This is a genomic window from Mesorhizobium sp. M0923 (assembly GCF_040319365.1).
In the GTDB taxonomy this organism is placed as follows: domain Bacteria; phylum Pseudomonadota; class Alphaproteobacteria; order Rhizobiales; family Rhizobiaceae; genus Mesorhizobium.
The window spans coordinates 1-23785 of record NZ_JAMYNW010000033.1; the positions used below are offsets into that span (position 1 = coordinate 1).

26 protein-coding genes and 1 pseudogene are annotated in these 23785 nt (G+C 61.6%); 16 read left to right on the forward strand and 11 right to left on the reverse strand.

The genetic code is table 11. The annotated features are described in order from the left end of the window. Nucleotides 1–671: 671 nt before the first annotated feature. From NKH89_RS32950 to panB, 8 genes are all read right to left on the reverse strand, one after another. Nucleotides 672–932, reverse strand: a complete 261-nt coding sequence (locus NKH89_RS32950) for a helix-turn-helix domain-containing protein (RefSeq protein ID WP_352496595.1) — start codon at nt 930–932, stop codon at nt 672–674. Between the two features lie 415 nt (nt 933–1347). After that, on the reverse strand, nt 1348–3171 hold the full coding sequence (gene glmS / locus NKH89_RS32955) for a glutamine--fructose-6-phosphate transaminase (isomerizing) (protein WP_352911447.1): 1824 nt from the start codon (nt 3169–3171) through the stop codon (nt 1348–1350). A 799-nt stretch (nt 3172–3970) separates the two neighbouring features. Further along, nucleotides 3971–4381, reverse strand: a complete 411-nt coding sequence (locus NKH89_RS32960) for a DNA -binding domain-containing protein (protein ID WP_084643024.1) — start codon at nt 4379–4381, stop codon at nt 3971–3973. A 58-nt stretch (nt 4382–4439) separates the two neighbouring features. After that, on the reverse strand, nt 4440–4814 hold the full coding sequence (locus NKH89_RS32965; protein WP_352484151.1) for a transcriptional regulator domain-containing protein: 375 nt from the start codon (nt 4812–4814) through the stop codon (nt 4440–4442). Nucleotides 4815–4836: 22 nt separating this feature from the next. Beyond that, on the reverse strand, nt 4837–5469 hold the full coding sequence (locus NKH89_RS32970) for an acyl-homoserine-lactone synthase (protein ID WP_352453545.1): 633 nt from the start codon (nt 5467–5469) through the stop codon (nt 4837–4839). A gap of 93 nt (nt 5470–5562) precedes the next feature. After that, a complete protein-coding gene (locus tag NKH89_RS32975) occupies nt 5563–6288 on the reverse strand; it encodes a LuxR family transcriptional regulator (protein ID WP_352453544.1) in 726 nt (241 codons plus the stop codon). A gap of 94 nt (nt 6289–6382) precedes the next feature. Continuing rightward, on the reverse strand, nt 6383–7243 hold the full coding sequence (gene panC / locus NKH89_RS32980; protein ID WP_352453543.1) for a pantoate--beta-alanine ligase: 861 nt from the start codon (nt 7241–7243) through the stop codon (nt 6383–6385). Then, the gene (gene panB / locus NKH89_RS32985) at nt 7240–8100 is read right to left on the reverse strand and encodes a 3-methyl-2-oxobutanoate hydroxymethyltransferase (RefSeq protein WP_352458526.1); all 861 of its coding nucleotides are present in this window, start codon (nt 8098–8100) and stop codon (nt 7240–7242) included. The genes panC and panB overlap by 4 nt, the downstream gene beginning before the upstream one ends. A gap of 172 nt (nt 8101–8272) precedes the next feature. Here panB and NKH89_RS32990 point away from each other — a divergent pair, with 172 nt between their 5' ends. The 11 genes and pseudogenes from NKH89_RS32990 to NKH89_RS33040 form a co-directional block, all read left to right on the forward strand. Further along, nucleotides 8273–9241, forward strand: coding sequence for an NUDIX hydrolase (locus NKH89_RS32990; protein ID WP_023722073.1), 969 nt, complete (start codon nt 8273–8275; stop codon nt 9239–9241). A gap of 67 nt (nt 9242–9308) precedes the next feature. Continuing rightward, complete coding sequence (gene nadA / locus NKH89_RS32995; RefSeq protein ID WP_352508058.1) at nt 9309–10283, forward strand: quinolinate synthase NadA; 975 nt, start codon at nt 9309–9311, stop codon at nt 10281–10283. Next, nucleotides 10280–11821 carry an L-aspartate oxidase gene (locus tag NKH89_RS33000; RefSeq protein ID WP_352911449.1) on the forward strand — a complete coding sequence of 514 codons (1542 nt, stop codon included), beginning with the start codon at nt 10280–10282 and terminating at the stop codon, nt 11819–11821. The genes nadA and NKH89_RS33000 overlap by 4 nt, the downstream gene beginning before the upstream one ends. Then, nucleotides 11821–12675, forward strand: coding sequence for a carboxylating nicotinate-nucleotide diphosphorylase (gene nadC / locus NKH89_RS33005; RefSeq protein ID WP_352684191.1), 855 nt, complete (start codon nt 11821–11823; stop codon nt 12673–12675). Before NKH89_RS33000 ends, nadC begins: the two co-directional genes overlap by 1 nt. Before the next feature lie 95 nt (nt 12676–12770). Then, the gene (bioB, locus tag NKH89_RS33010) at nt 12771–13769 is read left to right on the forward strand and encodes a biotin synthase BioB (RefSeq protein WP_352911493.1); all 999 of its coding nucleotides are present in this window, start codon (nt 12771–12773) and stop codon (nt 13767–13769) included. Then, nucleotides 13766–14905: an 8-amino-7-oxononanoate synthase gene (locus NKH89_RS33015; protein WP_352911452.1), complete on the forward strand. Its 1140-nt coding sequence runs from the start codon at nt 13766–13768 to the stop codon at nt 14903–14905. Before bioB ends, NKH89_RS33015 begins: the two co-directional genes overlap by 4 nt. Before the next feature lie 11 nt (nt 14906–14916). Further along, nucleotides 14917–15552: a dethiobiotin synthase gene (gene bioD / locus NKH89_RS33020; protein ID WP_023679599.1), complete on the forward strand. Its 636-nt coding sequence runs from the start codon at nt 14917–14919 to the stop codon at nt 15550–15552. Next, nucleotides 15552–16817: an adenosylmethionine--8-amino-7-oxononanoate transaminase gene (locus NKH89_RS33025; RefSeq protein WP_352453537.1), complete on the forward strand. Its 1266-nt coding sequence runs from the start codon at nt 15552–15554 to the stop codon at nt 16815–16817. Before bioD ends, NKH89_RS33025 begins: the two co-directional genes overlap by 1 nt. Beyond that, nucleotides 16814–17797 carry a 3-oxopimeloyl-[acyl-carrier-protein] synthase BioZ gene (gene bioZ / locus NKH89_RS33030; RefSeq protein WP_352911455.1) on the forward strand — a complete coding sequence of 328 codons (984 nt, stop codon included), beginning with the start codon at nt 16814–16816 and terminating at the stop codon, nt 17795–17797. Before NKH89_RS33025 ends, bioZ begins: the two co-directional genes overlap by 4 nt. Before the next feature lie 51 nt (nt 17798–17848). Then, nucleotides 17849–18130 carry an aspartate 1-decarboxylase gene (locus NKH89_RS33035; RefSeq protein WP_352911457.1) on the forward strand — a complete coding sequence of 94 codons (282 nt, stop codon included), beginning with the start codon at nt 17849–17851 and terminating at the stop codon, nt 18128–18130. Between the two features lie 58 nt (nt 18131–18188). After that, nucleotides 18189–18395: pseudogene (locus tag NKH89_RS33040) on the forward strand (NrtR DNA-binding winged helix domain-containing protein); the annotation flags it as partial. Between the two features lie 770 nt (nt 18396–19165). Here NKH89_RS33040 and NKH89_RS33045 read toward each other — a convergent pair. Both NKH89_RS33045 and NKH89_RS33050 read right to left on the reverse strand, forming a co-directional pair. After that, entirely contained in the window at nt 19166–19768 is a 603-nt protein-coding gene (locus NKH89_RS33045; protein ID WP_352911460.1) for a S46 family peptidase, read from the reverse strand. A gap of 4 nt (nt 19769–19772) precedes the next feature. Further along, entirely contained in the window at nt 19773–20135 is a 363-nt protein-coding gene (locus NKH89_RS33050; protein ID WP_352707389.1) for a S46 family peptidase, read from the reverse strand. 426 nt (nt 20136–20561) lie between these two features. On the opposite strand from NKH89_RS33050, the gene groES reads away from it, so the two are divergent. The 5 genes from groES to NKH89_RS33075 all read left to right on the forward strand — a co-directional run bounded on the left by groES (nt 20562) and on the right by NKH89_RS33075 (nt 23292). Then, the gene (gene groES, locus NKH89_RS33055; RefSeq protein ID WP_352458515.1) at nt 20562–20858 is read left to right on the forward strand and encodes a co-chaperone GroES; all 297 of its coding nucleotides are present in this window, start codon (nt 20562–20564) and stop codon (nt 20856–20858) included. A gap of 65 nt (nt 20859–20923) precedes the next feature. Beyond that, nucleotides 20924–22579 (forward strand): chaperonin GroEL, encoded by a 1656-nt coding sequence (gene groL / locus NKH89_RS33060; RefSeq protein ID WP_352509329.1) that lies wholly within the window; start codon nt 20924–20926, stop codon nt 22577–22579. Between the two features lie 185 nt (nt 22580–22764). Next, entirely contained in the window at nt 22765–22920 is a 156-nt protein-coding gene (locus tag NKH89_RS33065) for a hypothetical protein (protein WP_352503077.1), read from the forward strand. Next, nucleotides 22871–23038: a hypothetical protein gene (locus NKH89_RS33070; RefSeq protein ID WP_352452641.1), complete on the forward strand. Its 168-nt coding sequence runs from the start codon at nt 22871–22873 to the stop codon at nt 23036–23038. The genes NKH89_RS33065 and NKH89_RS33070 overlap by 50 nt, the downstream gene beginning before the upstream one ends. Before the next feature lie 98 nt (nt 23039–23136). Further along, entirely contained in the window at nt 23137–23292 is a 156-nt protein-coding gene (locus NKH89_RS33075) for a hypothetical protein (protein WP_352452640.1), read from the forward strand. 62 nt (nt 23293–23354) lie between these two features. On the opposite strand, the gene NKH89_RS33080 is transcribed toward NKH89_RS33075, so the two are convergent. Further along, the gene (locus NKH89_RS33080; protein WP_352911462.1) at nt 23355–23756 is read right to left on the reverse strand and encodes a hypothetical protein; all 402 of its coding nucleotides are present in this window, start codon (nt 23754–23756) and stop codon (nt 23355–23357) included. Nucleotides 23757–23785: the final 29 nt, after the last annotated feature.

A 23785-nucleotide genomic window follows, 5' to 3' on the forward strand; every position in this document is an offset into this window, starting at 1 on the left:
ACGAACCCGTCGACCGCAACCTGCAAACCCCCGCCTGCCATCACGACGGAGCAATCCCGGCGCCTGACGAGGCGCGTGGAAAAGCACCGCAACGGCGACCACAACGTCGCTTCAGGCCGTCAAAAGCTTATCGTGTGCATCAAGGCGGCTAGAAGCGCGCCGGCAGCCTGGCGGGGGGCTTGGGGTTAGACTGCCGGCGCACGCCACTCATGAAGAGCGGCCCCTTTTTGCGGTTCCGACACCCATAGTCAACCCGGCAGCGTCTGGATGCCCGCTGTGCTCTTTTCAGAGCGGCTCGCGATGCCGGCCATGTCGGCCGATCCTGCTTAGGATGGGGGGCCACTCTCGTCGGCCGAGTTGATGCTCCAGCCAGTATCACCTTGCCGACCAGCATGGGTTCGCCGTTAGCAATCCATCCTCGCGAGCCAATGCTATCGTGCACGTGTCGCAGCACTCCGGGCGGCTATATCGCCTAAGACAGCATGACGAAGCGTTCCAACTTCCTGTTCGGCGAGCCCGCGTGCAGTTCCTGACTCGGACAGTGGACGAGAATTCTCTTGGCGGTACTGCGCCAGAAGGCATTCGCGTACAACGGAATCAAGCGACGACTATCAGCCGCAAACGTCACATCACAAGAGCGGTCTTCCACCCATTGCAGATTATCCGACTGATCAGGCGGCGTCCGATATGTCCGACTCTGCCTCAAGAATTCCCACAGGTATGGACAGCGATCTCGCTATCCGATTCCGATAGCCCTTATTGTACTTTAGACCCCGCTCGATGTTTTGGATTTCCTGAGCGGCAAGCCCGCACGCGACCGCGAGGTCCTCGATTGAATACCCAAGGTGCTCACGATAAGCGCGGATGATGTGGGTCCCCTGCGACATAGCCGTCAAGACTGGCTCGGGAATGCGCGAATCCTTCATAAACATCTCCAAGAAGATGGGAGCGCCTGACAAATCGGGAGATTTCCTCCCCGACCCTGGCGCACACCCAGCAAATCAAAAAAATGGACGTCCATTCGGCCGGACCGGCCTCATCCATGGAATGGGCCACTTGAAATTGGCAGCCGGGTCGGAATATGGCGGCTCACCTGCTTTTGATCAAGTTCTAAGAACCTGCCCGCCATGAGATGGCCTGATCGGCTGTAGCGCATTCGACCTGCGATCCTACACGACTCATTCTCCCCGATGGCTTTCTTGAACAGCAACTCGAACTCTCACTGACGCCTCCAGTGGCTATTCGCGGCACCGTCCACCCAGCCTCGCGGACGCTGATACCTTCGACCAATTTCCACCGCCGATGCAGCGAAAATGGACAAGCATCGCCACCTATAAAGGTTCACAATCACTCGACCGTGACCGATTTTGCGAGATTGCGCGGCTGGTCTACGTCTGTGCCCATGAAGAGCGCCGTGTGGTAGGCAAGAAGCTGTATCGGCAGCGAGAAGATCATCGGCGCGATAATCTCGTCGACAGCCGGCAACACGAGCGTGTGCATGATGTTGAGTTTCGATGCGGCTGCCCCTTTTTCATCGGTGATGAGGATAATCCGCCCTCCACGGGCAGCCACTTCCTGCATGTTGGAGACGGTCTTGTCGAAAAAGCGATCATGGGGCGCGATGACGATCACTGGCATGTTGTCGTCGATCAATGCGATCGGACCGTGCTTCAATTCACCCGCCGCATAGCCCTCGGCATGGATGTAGGAAATCTCCTTGAGCTTCAGCGCACCTTCCATGGCTAGCGGGAAACTGGTGCCACGGCCGAGATACAGGACGTCACGACACTTTGACAGTTCGCGCGACAGGAACTCGATCTCCGGCTGGATGCTGTTGAGTACCTGGCCCATGACGCGCGGCACTTCGGCGAGGCTCCTGACGAGCGCCTGCAGCTCGTCTTCGGTTACGGTCCCGCGGGCTCTGGCGGCGCCGATGGCGAGTGCGGCTAGAACCGCAAGCTGGCAGGTAAACGCCTTGGTGGAGGCGACGCCAATCTCCGGTCCGGCAAGGATCGGGAAGACCGCATCGGCCTCCCGAGCGATGGTCGATTCGCAGGCATTGACGATAGCGCCAATTTTCAGCCCACGCTCCTTGCAGTACCTCAACGATGCGAGCGTATCGGCGGTTTCGCCGGACTGCGAAATGAAAAGAGCCGCCGACTGCGGCGACAACGGGATCTCGCGGTAACGGAATTCGGACGCAACGTCGATTTCAACCGTCAGGCGCGCATAGCGCTCGAACCAGTATTTTCCGATCAGTCCGGCGAGATAGGCGGTCCCGCAGGCCGAGATCGCCAAGCTCGGGATCCTGGCGAAATCGATGCCAGAAACCATGTCGGCGCGATTCTCTATGATGTTGCTATAGTGACGGAGAGCATGGGCGATGACTTCGGGCTGCTCGTAGATTTCCTTCTCCATGAAGTGGCGATGGTTGCCCTTGTTGGCCAGATCGGCCGCGGCCGTGGAGGTATGGCGCGGACGCTCGACGGGATGGCCGTCGAAATCGAAGATATGGGCGCCCGAATTGCCGACAATGGCCCAGTCGCCCTCGATGAGATAGGTAATTTCATTGGTGAAGGGAGCAAGCGCGATCGCGTCGGAGCCCAGGAACATCTCGCCGTCGCCGTGACCGATCGCCAGCGGTGGTCCGTTGCGCGCCGCCATGATGGTCGACGGATCATCTTCGAAGAGGACGGCAAGCGCATAGGCGCCCCTGACGCGTTTCAGCATGGCACGCATCGCCTCTTGCCGCCTCATGCCCTCCCGGCGGTGTCTTGCCAAGAGATGCGCGATGACCTCGGTGTCGGTGTCGGTCTGGAACTCGGCGCCAGCCGCCGCCAATTCGTCCTTCAGCTCGGTGAAATTCTCGATGATCCCGTTATGGACGACGGCGACACCGTCGGTAAAGTGCGGGTGCGCATTGCGTTCCGTCGAGGCCCCATGGGTTGCCCAACGCGTGTGGCCGATGCCGATGTTGCCGCTCAGCGGCTCTTCCTTCAGTCTCCTCTCGAGATTGACGAGCTTGCCCTCGGCGCGCCGGCGGTGCAAGGCACCTTCGGTGATCGTCGCAACGCCGGCGGAATCATAGCCGCGATATTCCAAACGCTTCAATGCGTCGACCAACCGATCCGACACCGGCTGTTGCCCAACGATGCCAACAATCCCGCACATGTTCGTCTTCCCATTCTTGCCGGCAGCTTCAGCCCACGCGAGACGGATACCCATCCGGCCGCTTTCATTGGGGATCTTGTAGTAGTATTCGGTAATATTGGTACAATTGATTGTAGGGATAACTATCATCCACCCCATGGATGAGCCCCTGATCTAAACTTCTCGTTGCGCCTGACGCCCTCATGACCGAACGCAAGCCCACACCCCGCGGCACGAAGGAACAATCGGCCATGCGCGACCATCCCGGCTACGCACCTGACACGAAGCGCCGCCGCTCGTGATCACGCGGTGATCGGCATGATCACAAGCACTGTAGTTAGGCAGCATCAGCGACGCATGATCGGCATCATCATCATCGGCAGCGTCGGCGCCGTCGGCATGATTCACGTGTTCGTCACGTTGATCATAATCATCGTCGCCGCCGATCAAGTTTAATGCCTGCCGCTGTTGACGCGGCTTTCGCCGGTAGAGTTTAGCCCGCGATGGCCTGTCAATACGCTGTTGGTCGGCATGGCCGAAACCGAGAGTCAGGCGGCACAGGCCACAGAGCACGTTCAGCGACCGTTTCAGTCAGCGCCGGCTTTGTCGGGGTTCGTAACGTCATCAGGATTCTCGGGGCATGAATGCACTATCACGAAAACGTTGGTTCTCAGTGCTTCGTCCGTATTACTCAAACCCGATTCCCGCTGCGGAAGAACTAGGCGCGTGTCACGTCTTGTACAAGGCACAATAGCAGTGAGAAATGGAGATTGATGCCTGCGCGTTTTCGAATAAGACAATCACCAAGCTGTCACCCGAATTACATCAGGAACTGTCTATAGCCGCCGCCCATCAGGTAGCGGCCACGTTGGATGGCGCGACGCACCTGATCGCGAAGATGGCTACCTGGATGAGACCAATCTTCTTCGACACGGCGTCTCCCGAACAGGGCAATGGCGATCTCCTGATGAGATGCTCCCGCAAGCGAGCCATCCAAAGCCTGGAGCACGATACGCAGACGCGCTCCGCGGGGTTCCGGCGGAAAGCAAGCAGCTGCCAGGCGGCCGCAACCATTGATGTCGTTCAGGAACTGAAGGGCAGCGACATGGAACTTCAGGTGCTGCGGCTGCACGATCGCGTCGACATATAGCCGCAACGGGCGGAGAACGGATGCACCGGAAAGGGCGATCTGCAGACTCCGGCAGTCCTCCCTCAGCAGCACGTGCTGCACGCCGGCAGGTGTCAGCAGGATGTCCTTGCAGCATGAGAGCGAAGGGAGATCAAGCGGTTCAAAATCGTGGTCGAGCCCAACCGGCTCCGCGGCCGCTCGTAGAATACGGGCGCAGTCGCGCGGATCCCAAAAGACCCTTGCCGACGTAGCGTCCGACTGTGGCGCGTCCGCGAAAAAGGAGGCTCCATTGTCTTAGGAAAGATGATCCTGTCGTCAACTCGATTATCTTCATGTCGGCCTGAGCTCCGACAATGCAGGCGGACGGTGCCATTTTGGCGTGGTCGCGTTGGAATTGTGGATTGCGCCGAAGAAACTCCCAGGCCCAGGCAGTGCGTGGCAATCGTCTGGCGTAGTGGTAAGCTTCGTGACGACGCCAGTCCGGCCAGCATACAAGACCGACCGTCGCTTCCTTGGGCAGACCAGCATCCTTCACGGCTCAGGTGTCCACAATGGCGCTATGCCGACGGGCCTAGAACCGGTTGCCACAGTACCGGCCCGCTCAGACGTCCCCTGCTGCGGATGCGCAAAAGGCTCGCGCGGGAAATCTCGAGAAACCCGGCCACCGCCTCCGTTTTGCCGACGGACTTGGGTTGTCCGATGCGCGACAATGGCCACGTCGCGAGGCGAAGGATCCGTTCCATGCGCGTGTCCGTCACCGTTACTATCCGGGTCAGATCCTTGGCCAAGCCGAACTCGATCATGCCCGCGAAGAGCTCGTAGGTTGCCTGGGCCAGTCCGCCCGCTGCCTTGGGCGCCGACGGAGGAAGATCGAGCGCGAAACGACTGCTCTCCCATATGTCGGCAGTCGAGGGCACGACGTCAGCACCCAGCAGCACCGGGAACGTGTCGCGCAACATTGTGGGTCCGGTGCTGGGCAAAAGACGCACGCAACCGCGAATTCGCCAGTCGGATCCCTTGAGGAGCAGATAGACAGGCTTCAGACCATCAAACGGGTCTGTTTCCATCTGGTCTTCGGTATCAACTTCCCAATCGAGCCTTTCCTTGAACACCCGAAACCTGAGCCCGTGCATCTCTTTGAGCTCGCTTGCGAACTCGTCGTAAAGGTCTGGTGTTATCAGCTGCATCATGGTCGCCTCCGTGCGGGATGTGTTCCCGCCATCGAAGGGCAAAGCCGGCAGCGATGCAGCCTGTAGAGGTTTACAGCTATCGTGGCCGACGAATCAGGATCTCGCCTGGCCGGAGGCAGCCAGTCGTGCAACGGCCTGGTTGATCGTCCGAACGCCAAGCTTTGCCTTGGCGTTTTCCAGATGAAAGGTCACGGTGCGCTTTGAGACGCCGAGAAGCTGGCTGATAACCCAAGCCGACTTGCCGCGCGCCGCCCATTTCAGGCACTCGAACTCCCGCGGGGTGAGCGTTACACCATCCACCACGCGATCGTCGGCGAGCCTGCGCCGGACATGGATATGAAAGTTGATGGCCACCAGCTGCAATGCTTTTTCGTAACGTGTCAGTGACCGCAACAGAGGCGGGCGGGACTCGTCGGAAGCAAAGGTCAGGGCAGCAAACCGGCCGCAATGATCATGCATGGACATCGTCAGGCCGCCGCGGATGCCAAACTCAGCCGCACTCTCCAGAATTTGTTGCTGCGAATTCGGCAGACAGTGCCGAGCGCGATCCACACCCCAATCAAAGGTATCCCAGCCTTGCAGCCCGCGCAGGATGACCGGATCAAGACTGTGGTACCGCTGTTGCAGATAACGTGATGTCCAGGATGAAGGATAGTTTGAGATCAATTGCGGGGCGTCGCCGGGGGCCGACGGGTAAGTGAAATAGGCGAATAGCGGAAAATCGAAGCCGGCTGCAGCGGATGCCATTGCCTCACGGAGATCGGCAGCATCAACACTTGCAGACAGTTGCTCAACGAAGTTCTCAAACACGCGATGCATTTGCGCTTTGCGTAACCTCCGTGATCGCTCGATGCCAGGCAGAGACCTTGTTTTAAACGATCCCGGACGGATACAGCGCGTGCCGAGAACCCCGTTAATCTGTTGAAACCCGTGATATTCTGACGTTGTCTATGAGCCGTGTGCCGCCGAGCCAGGCCCCGACAAGCAAGCGTGCAGGTCGGTCAAGGCTTGTCATGGGTCGCAGATCTGCCTCGTCGCGAAGTTCTAGGTATTCGACCTCGCGATAGCCCGCAGCCAGAATTGCTGCGCGCGCTTCGGCAAGCGTTGGCAGGACGGGCGAGCCGCGGGCAAGCCGCTCAGCCGTCTCGAGCAAGACCGATGATAGCTCGGGGGCAACAGCACGCTCTGCTTGCGAGAGCCGGACATTGCGCGATGATAGTGCAAGACCGTCGGCTTCGCGGACTGTCGGACAAGGAACAATGGTGATTGGAATATCCAGGTCCCGGGCCATACGCCTGACTAGCTGAAGCTGCTGAAAGTCCTTTTCGCCAAAGAAGCCGAAGTCAGCGCTGGTCTGCAGGAAGAGCTTGGCGACGACGGTCGCCACGCCATCGAAATGTCCCGGCCGGAAGGCACCGCACAGGCCCTCGCTGACACCGGACACCGAAACGGTCGTGGCGAAGGCCGCCGGATACATCTCCTCTGCGTCCGGCGCATAAAGCAGGTGCGCGCCAAGCGGTGCCAGCTTGGCGGCATCCTCGTCCTCGGTGCTCGGATACGCGGCGAGATCGGCCTCGCTGTTGAATTGCTTCGGGTTGACGAAGAGCGTCACGATCACCCGGTCGGCCTTCACGAGTGCCGCGCGCACCAGGCTGAGATGGCCCTCATGCAGGACGCCCATCGTTGGCACGACGGCAATCCTCACGCCCTCGCGGCGCCATGCGGCGACGATTTGGCGAAGCTGGGCAACGCTCCTGACAATCGGCACGCTCACGCTGCTTCTCCGCTCTTGGTGGCGTCCCCGTCGGCGGGCTTGGGCGCATCGGCAAACACGTGCTCGGCGGCCGGAAACTGGCGCTCCTTCACTTCCCGCGCATAGGCCGCGATCGCAGCCGCAGCGGCCTCCCCCAGTTCAGCATAGCGCTTGACGAATTTGGGCCGGAAGTCGCCGAAGAGGCCCAGCATGTCGTCGACGACGAGAATCTGGCCGTCACAGGCGGCCGAGGCACCGATGCCAATGGTCGGGGTCGCCACCTCCCCGGTGATCCGGCGGGCGAGCGCCTCGGGAACCTTCTCCAGCACGACCGCAAAGGCGCCCGCTTCGCTCACCGCAAGCGCGTCGCGCCTGATGCGCTCGGCATCCCCGCCTCTGCCCTGCACGCGGTAGCCACCGATGGTGTTGATCGCCTGCGGCGTCAAGCCGACATGGGCCATGACCGGCACGCCGCGCGCGGCGAGGAAGCCGATCGTCTCTGCCATCGTTTCGCCGCCTTCGAGCTTGACGGCCGCGCAGCCGGTCTCGGCCATGACGCGCGCGGCATTGCGGAAAGCCTGCTCGGGGCTTTCCTCGAAGGAACCGAACGGCAGGTCGACGACCATCAGCGCCTGCTCGAGGCCACGGCGCACGGCCTGGCCGTGCGTGATCATCATCTCCAGCGTCACACCGAGCGTCGAGGGCAGGCCGTGGAGAACCATGCCGACGCTGTCGCCGACCAGCACCACATCGCAATGGGGATCGACAAGCCGGGCGACTGGCGTCGTGTAGGCGGTAAGACAGACGAGCGGCGTCCCACCTTTGCGCGAACGAATATCCGGCGGTGTGATCGCCTTGGTGTCACCAAACGCACTCAATGGACCCTCCTTCCCCAACGTTACCAACCGCGGGTGTCGCGTTTGCCACATTTTTGTGCAAGTGCGAAGAGCTAAAAATGGCCGTGCAGCTGTGCGGTGTTGACGTGCGGACAGGCGCGCTTACACTTAAATCGATTCAGGCGCCCCCGAGCTGGCCAACCACTTTCGCGACATGGACGATCAGGCAAAAGGACCCAGGAAAGACAGAGCCGCCGTCAAGGCCGACGAAGTCAAAGTGGACCTGATCGCCTTTGTCGTCGCCGTAAACGACAGTGAACCCTGTGTCCTCACCATCGGCCAGGCGGACACCCTGCCCTCCGGACCATTTGCGCTTGAGCACCGATCGCTGCAATCCGGTTTGAGGGGGTGGGTCGAGCAGCAGACCGGCCATCCGCTGGGGTATATTGAGCAACTCTACACCTTCGCGGATCGGGATCGCATCGGCGCCGAGCGCCAGCAGCGCGTCATCTCCATCAGCTATCTCGCATTGACCCGCAAGGAACAGGCAGCTGGCTCGCCCAAGTGCGGCTGGCAGAGCTGGTATGAATATTTTCCATGGGAGGACCACCGCTCCGGCACGCCTCCGGTCGTGCTGGACGTTCTGCGACCGCGCCTGATTGAATGGGCAGACGGCGTCAGCGACGCGGCCACGCGACGTGAACGCTGGCAGCGGGCGACGATAGCCTTCGGCTTCGACGACCGCCTTTGGAACGAGGAACTCACGCTTCAACGCTATGAGTTAGTCTACGAAGCAGGCCTGGTCCAAGAGGCCGGAAGCGGACGGGACGCGACGCTGCCTCCGCTGGTGCCCAGCAAGTCTATGGTCGCCGATCATCGCCGCATCGTGGCGACCGGCATTGCGCGGCTGCGCTCCAAGATCAAATACCGGCCGGTCGTCTTTGAGCTGATGCCGCCGGTCTTCACGCTTTTGCAGCTGCAGCGAACGGTGGAGGCGCTTGCCGGCAGGCTCGTGCGTAAGCCGAACTTTCGCCGGCTGATCGAGCAGCAGGAGCTGGTCGAAGAGACCGGAGAGGCAACCGCGGAGACCGGCGGCCGGCCAGCGAAGCTTTACCGGTTCCGCCACGCCGTTCTCGACGAGAGGGTCATCGCCGGGACAAAATTGCCGCTGGCGCGGGGTTGACATCGCTTATACTCACAGCAAGTATATGCTGGTTATTTTCACCTAGAGTATAAGCTGGGAGGGGTCGATGAGCGCCATGCTGCCTGCGACCGCGTTTCTCTACGAGCGCGTCCGACGAGTGATCCCGCCGATCGAATGGCCGGCTTTCGTCGAGGATATCGAGGCGATCCTTGCACTGAAGCGCGAGCGCAACGCCATCATCCTGGCGCACAACTATCAGACCCCCGAGATCTTCCATTGCGTGGCCGACATCGTCGGCGACAGCTTGGCACTGGCCCGCACGGCTGCGACGATCGAGGCGCAAGTCATCGTGCTGGCCGGCGTACATTTCATGGCCGAAACGGCCAAGCTGCTCAATCCGCAAAAGACGGTGCTCATTCCCGACCTGCGGGCAGGCTGTTCGTTGGCGGAATCGATCACGGCAGAAGACGTGCGCTTGATGCGCCAGCGTTATCCCGGCGTGCCGATCATCACTTATGTCAACACGTCGGCCGAAGTGAAAGCCGAGTCGGATATCTGCTGTACATCCGGCAACGCCAAGGCGGTGGTCCAATCCCTTGGCGTTCCCCAGGTGATCATGTTGCCGGACGAATATCTGGCCCAGAATATCGCCGCCCAGACCGATGTGCAGATCATCGCCTGGAAAGGGCATTGCGAGGTGCATGAGCGCTTTACACCGGCCGACATCCGCGAGTTGCGCGAAAGCCATCCCGGCGTGATCGTGCTCGCGCATCCCGAATGCCCGCCCGACGTCGTGGCTGAAGCAGATTTTTCCGGCTCGACCGCTGCCATGTCCGACTATGTCGAAAGGCAAAGGCCGGCACGTGTCGTGCTGATGACGGAATGTTCGATGAGCGACAACGTCGCGTTAGCGCACCCAGAGGTCGAGTTCATCCGGCCCTGCAATTTGTGCCCGCACATGAAGCGTATCACGCTTGCCAACATCCGCATGGCGCTCGAGCAGAACCACCATATCGTAACCATCGAACCCGGGATCGCCGGGCGCGCGCGGCTTGCGGTCGAACGGATGCTGGCAATTTGAGCGCCGATGTCCGCAGCTTCTTCGGGCGGCCCATCATCATCGGCGGCGGCATCGCCGGACTGATGACCGCGCTTCAACTGGCGCCGGAGCCGGTGCTGCTTCTGTCCAGGACGCTGCTGGGAGCTGACAATTCGAGCACGTGGGCACAGGGTGGTCTGGCTGCAAGTTTCGGCGAAGACGACGATCCGGCACTGCATCTGGCCGATACGCTTGCCGCCGGGGATGGTCTCTGCGACACAGACGTGGCGAGCCGCATCCTCCAAGCCGCGCCCAAGGCGATAGAGGGGCTTGCGGGCTTTGGGGTTCCCTTCGACCGTACGCCGAAAGGATCACTGTGCCTCGGATTGGAGGCCGCACACAGCCGACGTCGCATCGTTCATGCGCATGGTGACGGCACCGGGCGTGAGATCATGCGTGCCCTGATCGCGGCTGTGCGTTCCACTCCGTCGATTGTTGTCGTGGAGGGCGTGGAAGCGCGCCGGCTGGCGGTGCGAGAGAATGCGATCCGAGGCGTCTGGGCGAGCGGTTCGATAGGACCTGTCTTCTTCGGCTCACGGCGGGTCGTCCTCGCCACCGGTGGGATCGGGGGACTGTTTCTCGACACCACCAATCCTTGCGGCAGTTGCGGACAGGGCCTGGCGCTTGCGGCCCGCGCTGGCGCTGTCCTTGCCGACCTCGAGTTCATCCAGTTCCACCCGACCGCGCTTGACGGCCCGGAACGCCCTATGGTGCTGGTCAGCGAGGCCGTCCGCGGCGAAGGTGCTGCCCTGATCGACGAAACCGGCCAGGCTTTTCTCCAGAGCGTGCTAGGGGCGGAACTTGCGCCTCGTGATGTCTTGGCGCGCGCCGTCTGGAACCATCTTGCCAACGGCCACCGTGTTTTTCTCGACGCGCGGCAACGGCCTGGCCCGGAATTTGCTCGACACTTCCCGACAATCGCATCAGCCTGTCGTGGAGCGGGCATCAATCCCGCGCGCGATCTCATCCCCATTCGTCCGGCCCAACACTACCACATGGGTGGCGTTGCCGTGGACGGCTCCGGTAGGACGTCCGTCAAGGGGCTGTGGGCCTGCGGCGAAGTCGCTTCGACAGGACTGCATGGCGCCAACAGGCTCGCCAGCAATTCCTTGACCGAGGCCGTCGTGTGCGCCCGCTGGGTCGCTGAAAGTGTCGCCGGAACGCCTGCTCGCAAAACAAAGCCTGCGTTTGCGGACGTTTGCCCATCGCCCGCTCCGACACCCGTGCGTGTTTTCCTGTCGCGTGCACTGGGCATCGTCCGGGATGGTGAAGGTTTGAAAGCAGCCGCACGTGCCTTATTGCCGCTCGCCGAAAGCAAGGACGCGGCCTCGGATCCGGCGGCTGTCGGGCTAATGATCGCGGTTGCCGCCCTGTTGCGCGAAGAAAGCCGCGGCGCTCATTACCGGACAGACTTTCCTCATCATGCGACTGTCGCCCGACGGTCCGAAATCACCCTCGAAGCCGCCTTGGCCGCTGCGCGGGAACTCGGACACTCGCCAAGCCTCGAAGGGGCAAAGTGATGACGTTCTCACCGCTTCCCACGATCATGCTTGAGCCGCTTGTAAGGGCAGCTCTTCTTGAAGACCTTGGCAGAGCCGGCGACTTGACCACGGAGGCCATCGTCCCGAAGGAACACCAAGCGGGAACCGTGCTGGCGGCGCGCCAGTCCGGAGTTGTCGCCGGCCTCGATCTTGCGATGCTCGCTTTCCGCTTGATTGATCCTGATATCGAAATCTCGGTGGAGCGGGCAGACGGCTCCAATGTCATGGATGGAGAGGTCATTGCATCAGTGGTTGGCCCTGCCCGGGCCATTCTCACAGCCGAACGGACGGCACTCAATTTTTTGTGCCATCTGAGCGGCATCGCTACAGCAACGGCATCGATCGTCGCTGCGGTTCGTGGATATGGCGCGAAGATCGTCTGCACGCGCAAGACGACGCCCGGATTGAGGGCAGTCGAAAAGTATGCGGTGCGCGCGGGTGGCGGATCCAATCACCGTTTCGGCCTCGACGACGCAATTCTGATCAAGGACAACCACATCGCCATCGCAGGCGGCGTTCGCCCGGCGCTCGAGCGAGCACGAAGACGGGCCGGTCATCTCGTCAAGATCGAAGTCGAGGTCGATACGCTGGCCCAGTTGGAGGAGGTACTTGGCTTCGCTCCCGATGCGGTTCTGCTCGACAACATGTCCCTCGCCGATCTTCGCCGGGCCGTCGCAATCGTTGGCGGCCGTGCTATCACCGAGGCTTCTGGCGGGATCGCATCCGATACAGCGCGAGCGATTGCCGCGACCGGCGTTGATCTGATTTCGGTCGGCCGACTGACCCACAGCGCGCCGATCCTGGATATCGGCCTCGACTATTGGGGCTCATGATTGTCTGAGGAACGAACAGGATCGAATCAACTGTCCTTTCCGATCGTCGTCAATCAGACAGCAAAGCAAGGCAGAACCGGAGGAACAGCATGGACATGCAAACAGCCAGTCCAACGCAGACATCGCCACAGGCTCAATCCCCTGACCCTGGAGCGTGGACCCTGGAGAAGGCTCGGGCACTTCACGATGCCCCCTTCAACAATCTCCTCTTCCTCGCGCAAACCGTGCACCGCCAGAATTTCGATCCCAACAAGGTCCAGCTCAGCCGGCTGCTCAGCATCAAGACGGGCGGATGCCCGGAGGACTGCGGCTATTGCAGCCAGTCGGCGCATCACGAGACCGGCCTGAAGGCGTCGAAGCTGATGGAGGTCCGGCACGTCGTCGCCGAAGCGAAGAAAGCGCGTGACGCCGGCGCCACCCGCTATTGCATGGGCGCGGCCTGGCGAAACCCCAAGGCGCGCGACATGGATGCGGTGGTGGCGATGGTCGAAGGCGTCAAGGCGCTCGGCATGGAGACCTGCATGACGCTCGGCATGCTCGATCTTGAGCAAGCCGCTCGACTGAAGCAGGCTGGTCTCGACTTCTACAACCACAACATCGATACGTCGGAACGCTACTATAGCGAGATCATCAGCACGCGGAGCTTTGCCGAGCGGCTCGAGACGCTCGAGCACGTTCGCCAATCCGGCATCAAGGTCTGCTGCGGCGGCATTGTCGGCATGGGCGAGGAGCCGGTGGACCGGATCGGCATGCTGGTGACGCTGGCCAACCTGCCGGAACATCCGCAAAGCGTTCCGATCAACATGCTGATCCCGATCCCCGGCACCCCGCTTGCCGACGCCAAGCCCATCGAGCCGATCGAATTCGTGCGCGTGATCGCGCTGGCGCGCATCATGATGCCGAAATCGCATATCCGTCTTTCCGCCGGCCGTACGGCCATGACCGACGAGATGCAGGCGCTGTGCTTTTTTGCCGGCGCCAACTCGATCTTCGTCGGCGACACGCTGCTGACGGCGGACAATCCCGGTGAGGACAGGGATACCCTGCTGTTCCGGCGCCTTGGCATCGAGCCGATGGAACTCGAGGCGCAATGAACGGGGCACCGCTTGCCCGCTATGAGGCGACCTTGCAGGGACTGGCGCGCAAGGACCGGCTGCGGACGCTGAAGCCGTGCGCCGGGCGCGACTTCTCGTCGAACGACTATCTCGGGCTTGCCGCCTCCAAAAGACTTGGCGAAGCGGTTGCGGCGGCGATTGCGCGGGGCACGCCGGTTGGCGCCACCGGGTCGCGGCTGTTGCGCGGCAATGCACCGGAACACGAGCAGCTCGAGGCAGACGCGGCGGCATTCTTTGGAGCCGACCGCGCGCTGTTCTTCGGCAGCGGCTACATCGCCAACTTCGCTCTGCTGACGGCGCTGCCGCAGAAGGGCGACCTTTTGGTCCTCGATGAGCTCGCCCATGCCAGCATGCATGAGGGGGCACAGGCCGGACGTGCCGAGTTCAAGCTGGCCGCGCACAACGACGTCGATGCTGTCGAGGACGCGATCAAGCGTTGGCGCGCCGAAGGCGGCATGGGATGCGTCTGGATTGCGGTGGAAAGCCTATACAGCATGGATGGCGACTGCGCGCCTTTGGAGAGCCTGGCCGCGCTTGCCGATCGGCACGACGCATTCATCGTCATTGACGAGGCGCATGCCACCGGCGTCTGGGGACCGGACGGCCGGGGGCTGGCCGCCGCTTTCGAGGGCCGCGACAACATCGTCGCGCTCCACACCTGCGGCAAGGCGCTCGGCGCATCTGGTGGGCTCGTGACCGGGCCGAGGACACTGTGCGAGTATCTGATCAACCGTTGCCGGCCATTCATCTACGCCACCGCGCCATCGCCGCTGATGGCGGTCGCGGCGCGCGAAGCGCTCGCAATGCTCGCCGACGAGCCTATGCGGCGTGTTCAGCTGCGTGAACGCGTTGCCCTCGCAGGCCGCCAATTGGTCGATGGCTGCGGCGTGATGCCAAGTGGCTCTCAGATCCAGCCCTTGGTGATCGGCGATGTCAGGCGCACCATGGCAGTGGCGGCGCGCCTGCAGGCCCGCGGCTTCGACATACGCGGCATTCGTCCGCCGACCGTGCCCGAGGGCACGTCGCGGCTGCGCATTTCGCTGACGCTCAATATCGGCGAAGCCGACATTTCCGCCATGGTCGAGGCGCTCGTCGAGGTGTTGGCCCAGACATGACCGGAGGCGACATGACCAAGCGCATCGTCATCACCGGAACAGACACCGGAATTGGCAAGACGGTGTTTTCGGCCGGGCTTGCCGGCCTGCTTGACGGTTTCTACTGGAAGCCGGTGCAATCGGGCCTCGACGGCGAGACCGACAGCGAGGCGGTTGCGCGACTTGCCGGGCTGCCGTCGGGGCGCGTGCTGCCGGAAGCCTACCGCTTGAAGAGCCCGCTTTCGCCGCATCGTTCGGCCGAAATCGACGACGTTTCGATCGAGGCTGCCGATCTTTCGTTTCCGGTCCTGCCGACACCGCTCGTCATCGAAGGCGCCGGCGGGCTGATGGTGCCGCTGAACCGCCGGACAAGGTTCATCGACATATTTGAGCAATGGCAGTTGCCGGTCATTCTGTGCGCCCGCACCGCGCTCGGAACAATCAATCATACCCTGCTGTCGATCGAGGCCCTGCGGGCGCGCGCTATCCCGCTGGCTGGCATCGCCTTCATCGGCGATGAGATGACCGATACGCAACGGACGATCGTGGAATTCGGCGACGTGCCGCAACTCGGCAGGCTGCCGCACCTCGATCCGCTGACGGACAAAACGCTGAGACAAGCGATGATTGCGGGCTTCGACCTCGCTTTGATTGCCGGAGGCGAATGATGCCGCAATCCCGTGTGTGGCACCCGTTCACCCAGCACGCGCTCGAGCCGGCGATCCCTGAAATCGTCCTGACTGAAGGCGCCTACCTCCACAAAGCCAATGGCGCGCGCATTCTGGACGCCATTTCCTCCTGGTGGGTGGTCACCCATGGCCACCGCCATCCCCGCATCATGAAAGCTATCGAGACGACCGCCTCGAGCCTCGACCAGATCATCTTTGCAGGCTTCACGCACGAGCCAGCCGAACGCCTGGCCAAGGCGCTTGTCGGACTCGCTCCTCCCGGCCTCGACCGGGTGTTCTATTCCGACAGCGGCTCGACCTGCGTCGAAGTCGCGTTGAAGATGGCGCTCGGTTATTTCCGCAACATCGGCGCGCCCCGCTCGCGCATCGTCGTCATGGAGCACAGCTATCACGGCGACACGATCGGCACGATGAGCGTCGGTGCGCGTGGCGTGTTCAACGCCGCCTACGAACCCTTGCTGTTCGAGGTCGACACCATTCCCTTCCCGGCCGCCGGCCGCGAGCAGGAAACGCTGGATAGATTCGAGGCAGTCTCCCGCGACCGGCGCGCCGCCGCGCTGATCGTCGAACCGCTCGTGCTTGGCGCCGGCGGCATGCTGATGTATCCGGCCTCGGTTCTGACCGGATTGAAGAAGATTGCCGAAGCCTCCGGCACGCTGCTGATTGCCGACGAGGTGATGACCGGCTGGGGCCGCACCGGGAGCATGTTCGCCTGCGAGCAGGCATCGATTTCTCCAGATATCCTGTGCACCTCCAAAGGCTTGACCGGCGGCGTGATCCCGCTGGCGGCCACGCTTGCCACCGATGCGATCTTCCAGGCTCATTATTCAGCGGATCGCAAGAAGACGTTTTTCCACTCGAGTTCCTACACGGCCAATCCGATTGCCTGCGCGGCAGCACTCGCCAATGTCGAGATCTGGCGTGACGAGCCGGTGGCCGAGCGGATCGCGGCCTTGAGCGAGAGACAGGCCGCCGGGTTTCGACGCTTTCGCGACAATGCCAACTTCACCGACAGCCGCGCGATCGGCACGATCCTGGCTCTCGACCTGCGCGCCGGCTCTGCCGGCTATCTGGCCGAGATCGGACCTAAGCTGCGGGCCTTTTTCCTCGAGCTCGGCCTGCTTGTGCGCCCGCTCGGCAATGTCCTTTATCTCCTGCCGCCCTATTGCGTCACCGGCGACGAGCTCGATCGGCTCCATGACGCGATCGAGGAGGCCGGCGAACGCTTCGGCTCAAAGCCATGAGCAGGTCGTCGCGCCTTCTCGGGTTTGGCCATCATGCGCCTGGGCGAAAGGTGGCGAATGCCGAAATCGAGAACAATCTCGGCCTCGAACCGGGCTGGATCGAGCGGCGTACTGGAGTCCGGTCGCGCTTCTGGGCAACGGACGAAGACACGCTGTCTGGTCTTGCTGCCCAGGCCGGCGCCATGGCGCTGGCCAGCGCCGGCATTGCGCGCCACGACATCGGTCTGCTGCTGCTTGCCACCTCGACGCCCGATCACCTCCTGCCGCCCAGCGCGCCCTTGGTCGCACATCGGCTGGGGCTCGGCCGCGCCGGCGCTGTCGATCTGACCGGCGCCTGCGCCGGCTTCATCTATGCGCTGATGTTTGCGGACGGATTTACCCGCCTGCACGGCAAAGCGAGCCTTGTTATCGCCGCCAATATCCTCAGCCGCCGCATCAATCCCTCTGAGCGCGCCAGCGCCGTGCTGTTTGCCGATGCCGCCGGCGCCCTCGTGATCGGTCCCTGCGAGGATACTGATCGGGGGATTCTCGGTGCCTCCGTGGATTCGGACGGCTCGCGATACGGGCTGATCCAGATTCCCGCAGGAGGAAGCAACAAGCCGTTCCACGGTGACCTCGACCTCGAGCAAACCCGAATGACGATCACCGACGGCCGTGAAGTGTTTAGCAAGGCCGTAGACATGATGACTGCCTGCTCGCTGGACGCACTCGCCGCAGCCCGCATGCGGCCGCAAGACATCGATCGGTTCGTGCCGCATCAGGCCAATGCCCGCATTTTCGATGCGGTGGGGCGAAACCTCGGCATTGCGGATGAGACGATCGTGAAAACGATCGCCGAATATGGCAACTCTTCCGCCGCGACGATCCCGCTCTCACTGTCGCTCGCCAATCAAGCGGAGCCGTTTCGGCCGGGCGAGAAAATACTCCTGGCGGCGGCAGGTGCGGGACTCAGCGGCGGGGCGCTCGTCGTCGGGATTTAGCCCAGCGAAGCTGCTCACTGGCTCTGTGAGATGAATAGGACAACGGGACCAATGCGAAAAAAGAAAATAGTCGCCGGCAAGCTGCACGGCATCCACGTCACCGAGCAAAGCTCAACTACCACGGTTCGATACTGCTCGACCCTGACCACGCGAAGAACCCGGGATCCTGCCAATGGATTCGTGGAGACATGGAGCAAGACTTCCGGCGCGCGAATCTCGACCTATGTCATCCTCGGCGAGCGCGGCTCTCGATGCTGCATCCTCAACGGCGCGGCCGCCCGGAACCTGCCAGCCCACTCCATCCATCTGGACGAAGCGCACATTCCTGTCTGAAGCCGCGGATCGTTACGTTCGTCATCAACAATGTCGTCGGCTTCTCGATGGCAATGCGCTGACGCGGACGGCGTTGACGATTACATCGGCAGGGGCGCTTCAGCAGAACTTTCGCCGGTTGATGGAGCAGCAGGAACTGGTGGAGGAGACCGGCGAAAGTGCTTTTGATACCGGCGGTCGGCCGGCGAAGCTTTATCGCTTCCGCCACCATGTCCTCGACGAAACGGCGGTCGCCCGGACAAAATTGCCGCTGGCGCGGGCTTGACATCCTTTATACTCAACGTAGAAATATCCCTTATAATCAATTCGATTATAACGAGAAATTCATTCGCACCGTCCGAACCCACGGTCTCGCTCGGGAAGCCCGTATGAGTGGATCGAAGTGATCTTGGAAATGAAACGCCCGAGGACGGGCTTTCAACCTTTGTCGTGAAGGAGGTGCCGCGCGCCTGGGCCAATGCCTTGCGGCAACGGTGAAGGATGTATACCGCCAGTAAACGCGTGCGTCAAAGTCGCTATCGAATGTACAGTTCGTCTAAATGTGCGATACGTTCAGATTTGTGCAAGTACTTGGAAAAGTGTTGCATAAAAGAAACCGTCTAATTACATAAATCAGGCAAGCTAAACTTTAAACTTGCACAAATGAGCGTGGGGCGCCCTGTTCCATGGCGCTCCCGGGGGAACTGTGGGTGAAGAAACAACGCATCGTCCTGCTGGCAGCTGTTTTGGCGTCTGCCTTTGGCTTTTTTTTGCTGATCCTGATCCTGCAGATGGTCAGTTTTTTGGTTGACTAGGCACGCGCAAGCGGGATGGATCGCGCAGAGACACGCGGAAGTTTTTTTCGCCAGCGAAACCCCGACGACCTGATGGGGAGTCGCGCCAGCAGCGTGGGAGCCACGTCCAGTGCCACCATGCGAGATGCCGATTGTTGGCGCGTCTGTCAGTTCGCGCGGCCATATTCATTCTGGTGCCGATCTGTTGCCTTTTCTGCTTTTCCCATGCGTTTTAGGCCGAGCCAATTTGTGAAGCGGGCGGTCAATGGATCTGCGCCTCGCGATTGCCTGCCGTTGCCTGATTGATCTGGGCGGGATAATCCGAGAGCGAACGCTGCAACCGCGGTTCGAATTGCGCGAAGTTGAACCGGACTTCATCCGCGGTCAGGAACTGGTGGGTTGCGCCGGGAAAGCCGGCGACCATCACAAGGTCGCCTTCCTTGACGCCTTCACAGGCTATGGGTAGCCAACTCTCCGGCCGGTAAGGCACATTGTCGCGCGCATATGGCCGGGAGGAACCATCAGGAGCGACATAGGCGCGATAAAAGCCGAAGTGGCCCGTGTGGCGCAGCCACATCCAGTTGTCCGTTTGGCCGCCGAAGTTGCCGATGCCGAGCGCGGGCGCATAGACGAGGCGCACGTCCTCAATTTCGAGCTTCTGGAGGAGATAGTAGGAGACGCCGCCATACGTCGCAACGGCGATGGGCTGTCCTTCACATGCGGCGATCAGGGCCTTTTTGTTCGTGGCGAGCCGCTCATAGCGGGCAAACCCGTTCAGCTTGTCCGAGACGCTCTTGAGCATTTCGGCGGTCACATCCCGCATGTCCTCGATCACATAGCTGCGGCTGCCTGGCGCCGCGGGCAATTCTTCACCCAGGGCTCTTCGCCAGAAAGCCGTCTGTGAGATAGTCCTGGCCCTCCTTGCTGTGGTATTGGATGGATTCTAACACGCAATGATGATTGGTTGCGACCAGCCCTTGTGGACTGACGAACGAGGCGGAGCATCCGCCCAGTGATACGATCGCGTTGAGCGGGTCAGCGTCTAGACGGCCCAGCTGGGCGGGATCGATCTGGAGCCCATCCGCGCGCATGGCCGCGCACACTTCCGCAGTCTGGCCCGGCATCCACATACCTTCGTCCGCCGATGTAGCCGTGACCGTCCAGAGCAAGGCGATGGCAGTTGCTTTGGCCAAACATTTCAAATTCGAGTTCGTGCTGACTGTCGCTCTCATCTTGCCTCCTGTTCTCCGCAGATTGGATTGGTGACTATCGGGATGGCCGGAGTCCTGGCGCCCGCGCGGCGGCCACACCGTAAAGACCGAGTGGACGGTTAACGCAGGAATCCTGATGGCGCTCACCTCTCATTATATCGGTCGCGCGCAACGTTTGCGGATCATTCGCTGCACCAATCGTGCCAAATGAATAAAGCCTTCAGTTGCAAATGGTGAGCCGCCCCATCCATGTCCGATCTCCGACGTCGTTCACGTAAAACGCTCGGTGCTTCCACGCTCGTTTGCTCTTCGCCCGTCCCTCTTCCGTCTTGACTAGCAGGAGCCTACGGCCTATCTCACTGCCGCGTTAGCACTCGCTTCTGGTGAGTGCTAAACACGCTCCGGCAACGGAGAACCGTTCAACATCCGCACCAGGGAAATCCAAAAATGGCAAAGTCGAATTTCCGGCCGCTGCATGACCGCGTGGTCGTTCGCCGCGTCGAGTCCGAAGCGAAGACCGCGGGCGGGATCATCATCCCCGACACGGCGAAGGAAAAGCCGCAGGAAGGCGAGATCATCGCCGTCGGTTCCGGCGCCCGTGACGAGGTCGGCAAGCTCGTCCCGCTGGACGTCAAGGCCGGCGACCGCATCCTGTTCGGCAAGTGGTCGGGCACCGAAGTCAAGCTCAACGGCGAAGACCTTCTGATCATGAAGGAAGCGGACATCATGGGCGTCATCGGCTGACACGCCGCCGCCTTTCATCCGCACCATCCAATCTGAATTTCGGGCGAAATGCCCAGGAGTAACAAATGGCTGCCAAAGACGTAAAATTCTCCCGTGACGCTCGTGAGCGCATGCTGCGCGGCGTCAACATCCTCGCCGACGCGGTGAAGGTCACGCTCGGCCCCAAGGGCCGCAACGTCGTCATCGACAAGTCGTTCGGCGCACCGCGCATCACCAAGGACGGCGTCACCGTCGCCAAGGAAATCGAGCTTGAGGACAAGTTCGAGAACATGGGCGCGCAGATGGTCCGCGAAGTTGCTTCGAAGACCAACGACATCGCCGGCGACGGCACTACGACCGCGACCGTTCTGGCACAGTCGATCGTCCAGGAAGGCCACAAGTCGGTTGCCGCCGGCATGAACCCGATGGACCTCAAGCGCGGCATCGACCTCGCCGTCGCCGACGTCGTCGCGACGCTGATCAAGAACGCCAAGAAGATCAAGACCTCGGAAGAGGTTGCCCAGGTCGGCACCATCGCCGGCAATGGCGACGTTTCGGTCGGCTCGATGATCGCGGAAGCGATGCAGAAGGTCGGCAATGAGGGCGTCATCACGGTCGAGGAAGCAAAGACCGCCGAGACCGAGCTCGAAGTCGTTGAAGGCATGCAGTTCGACCGCGGCTATCTCTCGCCCTACTTCGTCACCAACGCCGAAAAGATGGTTGCGGATCTGGAAGACGCCTACATCCTGCTCCACGAGAAGAAGCTCTCCAACCTGCAGGCCATGCTGCCGATCCTCGAGGCTGTCGTGCAGACCTCGAAGCCGCTGGTCATCATCTCGGAAGACGTCGAAGGCGAGGCCCTGGCCACGCTGGTCGTCAACAAGCTGCGTGGCGGCCTGAAGATCGCCGCCGTCAAGGCGCCTGGCTTCGGTGATCGCCGCAAGGCCATGCTGGAAGACATCGCTATCCTCACCGGTGGCCAGGTCATTTCCGAAGACCTCGGCATCAAGCTCGAGAATGTCGGCCTCAACATGCTCGGCCGCGCCAAGAAGGTGTCGATCTCCAAGGAGAACACCACCATCGTCGACGGCGCCGGCAAGAAGGAAGAAATCCAGGGCCGCGTCGCCCAGATCAAGCAGCAGATCGAGGAGACCACCTCGGACTACGACAAGGAGAAGCTGCAGGAACGTCTCGCCAAGCTGGCGGGCGGCGTTGCCGTCATCCGCGTCGGCGGTGCGACCGAAGTGGAAGTCAAGGAAAAGAAGGACCGCGTCGATGACGCCCTCAACGCGACCCGTGCCGCCGTCGAAGAAGGCATCGTTCCCGGCGGCGGCGTCGCCCTGCTGCGCGCTTCGCTGGCCATCACCGTCACCGGCGCTAACTCCGACCAGACCGCGGGCATCGCAATCGTGCGTCGCGCGCTGCAGGCTCCGGCCCGCCAGATCGCGGCCAACGCCGGTGCGGAAGCATCGATCGTTGCCGGCAAGATCCTTGAGAACAAGGGCGCGACCTTCGGCTTCAACGCCCAGACCGGCGAATATGGCGACATGATCGCCATGGGTATCGTCGATCCGGTCAAGGTTGTGCGCACGGCCCTGCAGGACGCGGCCTCGGTCGCCGGCCTGCTGGTCACCACCGAAGCCATGATCGCCGAGGCTCCGAAGAAGGAGTCGGCTGGCGGCGGCATGCCGGCTGGTATGCCCGGCGGTGGCATGGGCGGCATGGGCGGTATGGATTTCTAATCCAGCCCCCTATCAACCTACAGCGGAAAGGGCGGCAGCAATGCCGCCCTTTTTTGTGTGCCGAGCATGATCGACAGCTTGGAGGTGCAAGTCCTCTACCCAGCTGATGGCGGCGAAGCGCAACGGCGTCGTCGTGAGACGGGTCTGGCCGTGTCCTTTCGTTCAGCCGCTGGTCGAAACTCACGATGATCGTGCTGCCTTCCGCCGTGCCGTGGATCTTTACAGGGCTGCGAGAAGGCCTTGCCAACGGCTGGCAGACCCTGGTTGCGGTAGAACTCATCGCATCGTTCGATGGGCTCCGATTACCTGATGGCCTATGGTCGTCAGCTCTTTCAATTTGAACTCGTTCTTTCGGCCATGATCGTGGTCGGCCTGACCGAATTGGTGATCCACGGCCTGCTCACGATTGCCGAAAACTATCTGCAACGCTGGCGTCCGGAGACCCCACGATCAGCCTGATCACGATTGCAGGTCGGGATAGGCTGTCGCACGGCGCTTCCATCGCACCGCCGGCCTTCCGCTTCATCGGCCGACATATGCGGCCGCTTGCGGTGTCGATGGCGCTGCTCGCGATTTGGGAGTTGCTCGCCCATGCCGGCGCTGCTGACCCACGTTTTCTACCGCGGCTGGAAGAGGTGGCGGCCGCGGCATGGCAGAGTTCAGCCGAGGTGGCCTTGGCTCCAATCTTCTGGCGAGCCTGGAACGTGACCTGATCGGTTTCGTGTGTGGCAGTGTGGCGGAAACGCGTTTGGTCTGGTGATCGGATTTTCCCGCCTCATCGAACGCCTGAGAGGCTCGTGGTCGCGGTTGTATTACCGCTATTACGTGACCTGATCACGTTGACGATGCCAGCACCTTCATTGGCCACTTTCTGGACCATGTACGTCACATCAGGCTCCCCCGCCCGATCGACACGAGCCGGCTCTGTAACCAAGCCGCCGTCATATAGCGGTTCCACGACGGCACTGGCGGCAGTCGTCTTCTCAGCGGCTACAGGTGGACGTTTCAGCATGACGCCAACGAATCCGATGGTGGCAAGGACAGCCAGACCAAGCACCGCTAGAAGCTGTACTCCGCTGGAGTTCGCCTCGGAAGTGGAGCGACAAGGGCCTGATTTGTCTTGCCATGCCACATTGTCAGCACGCTTTTCGAAGCCTCTGAATTCCTTAGTGTCCATCCCAGCTCGACCTCCGACCATCCCCCATT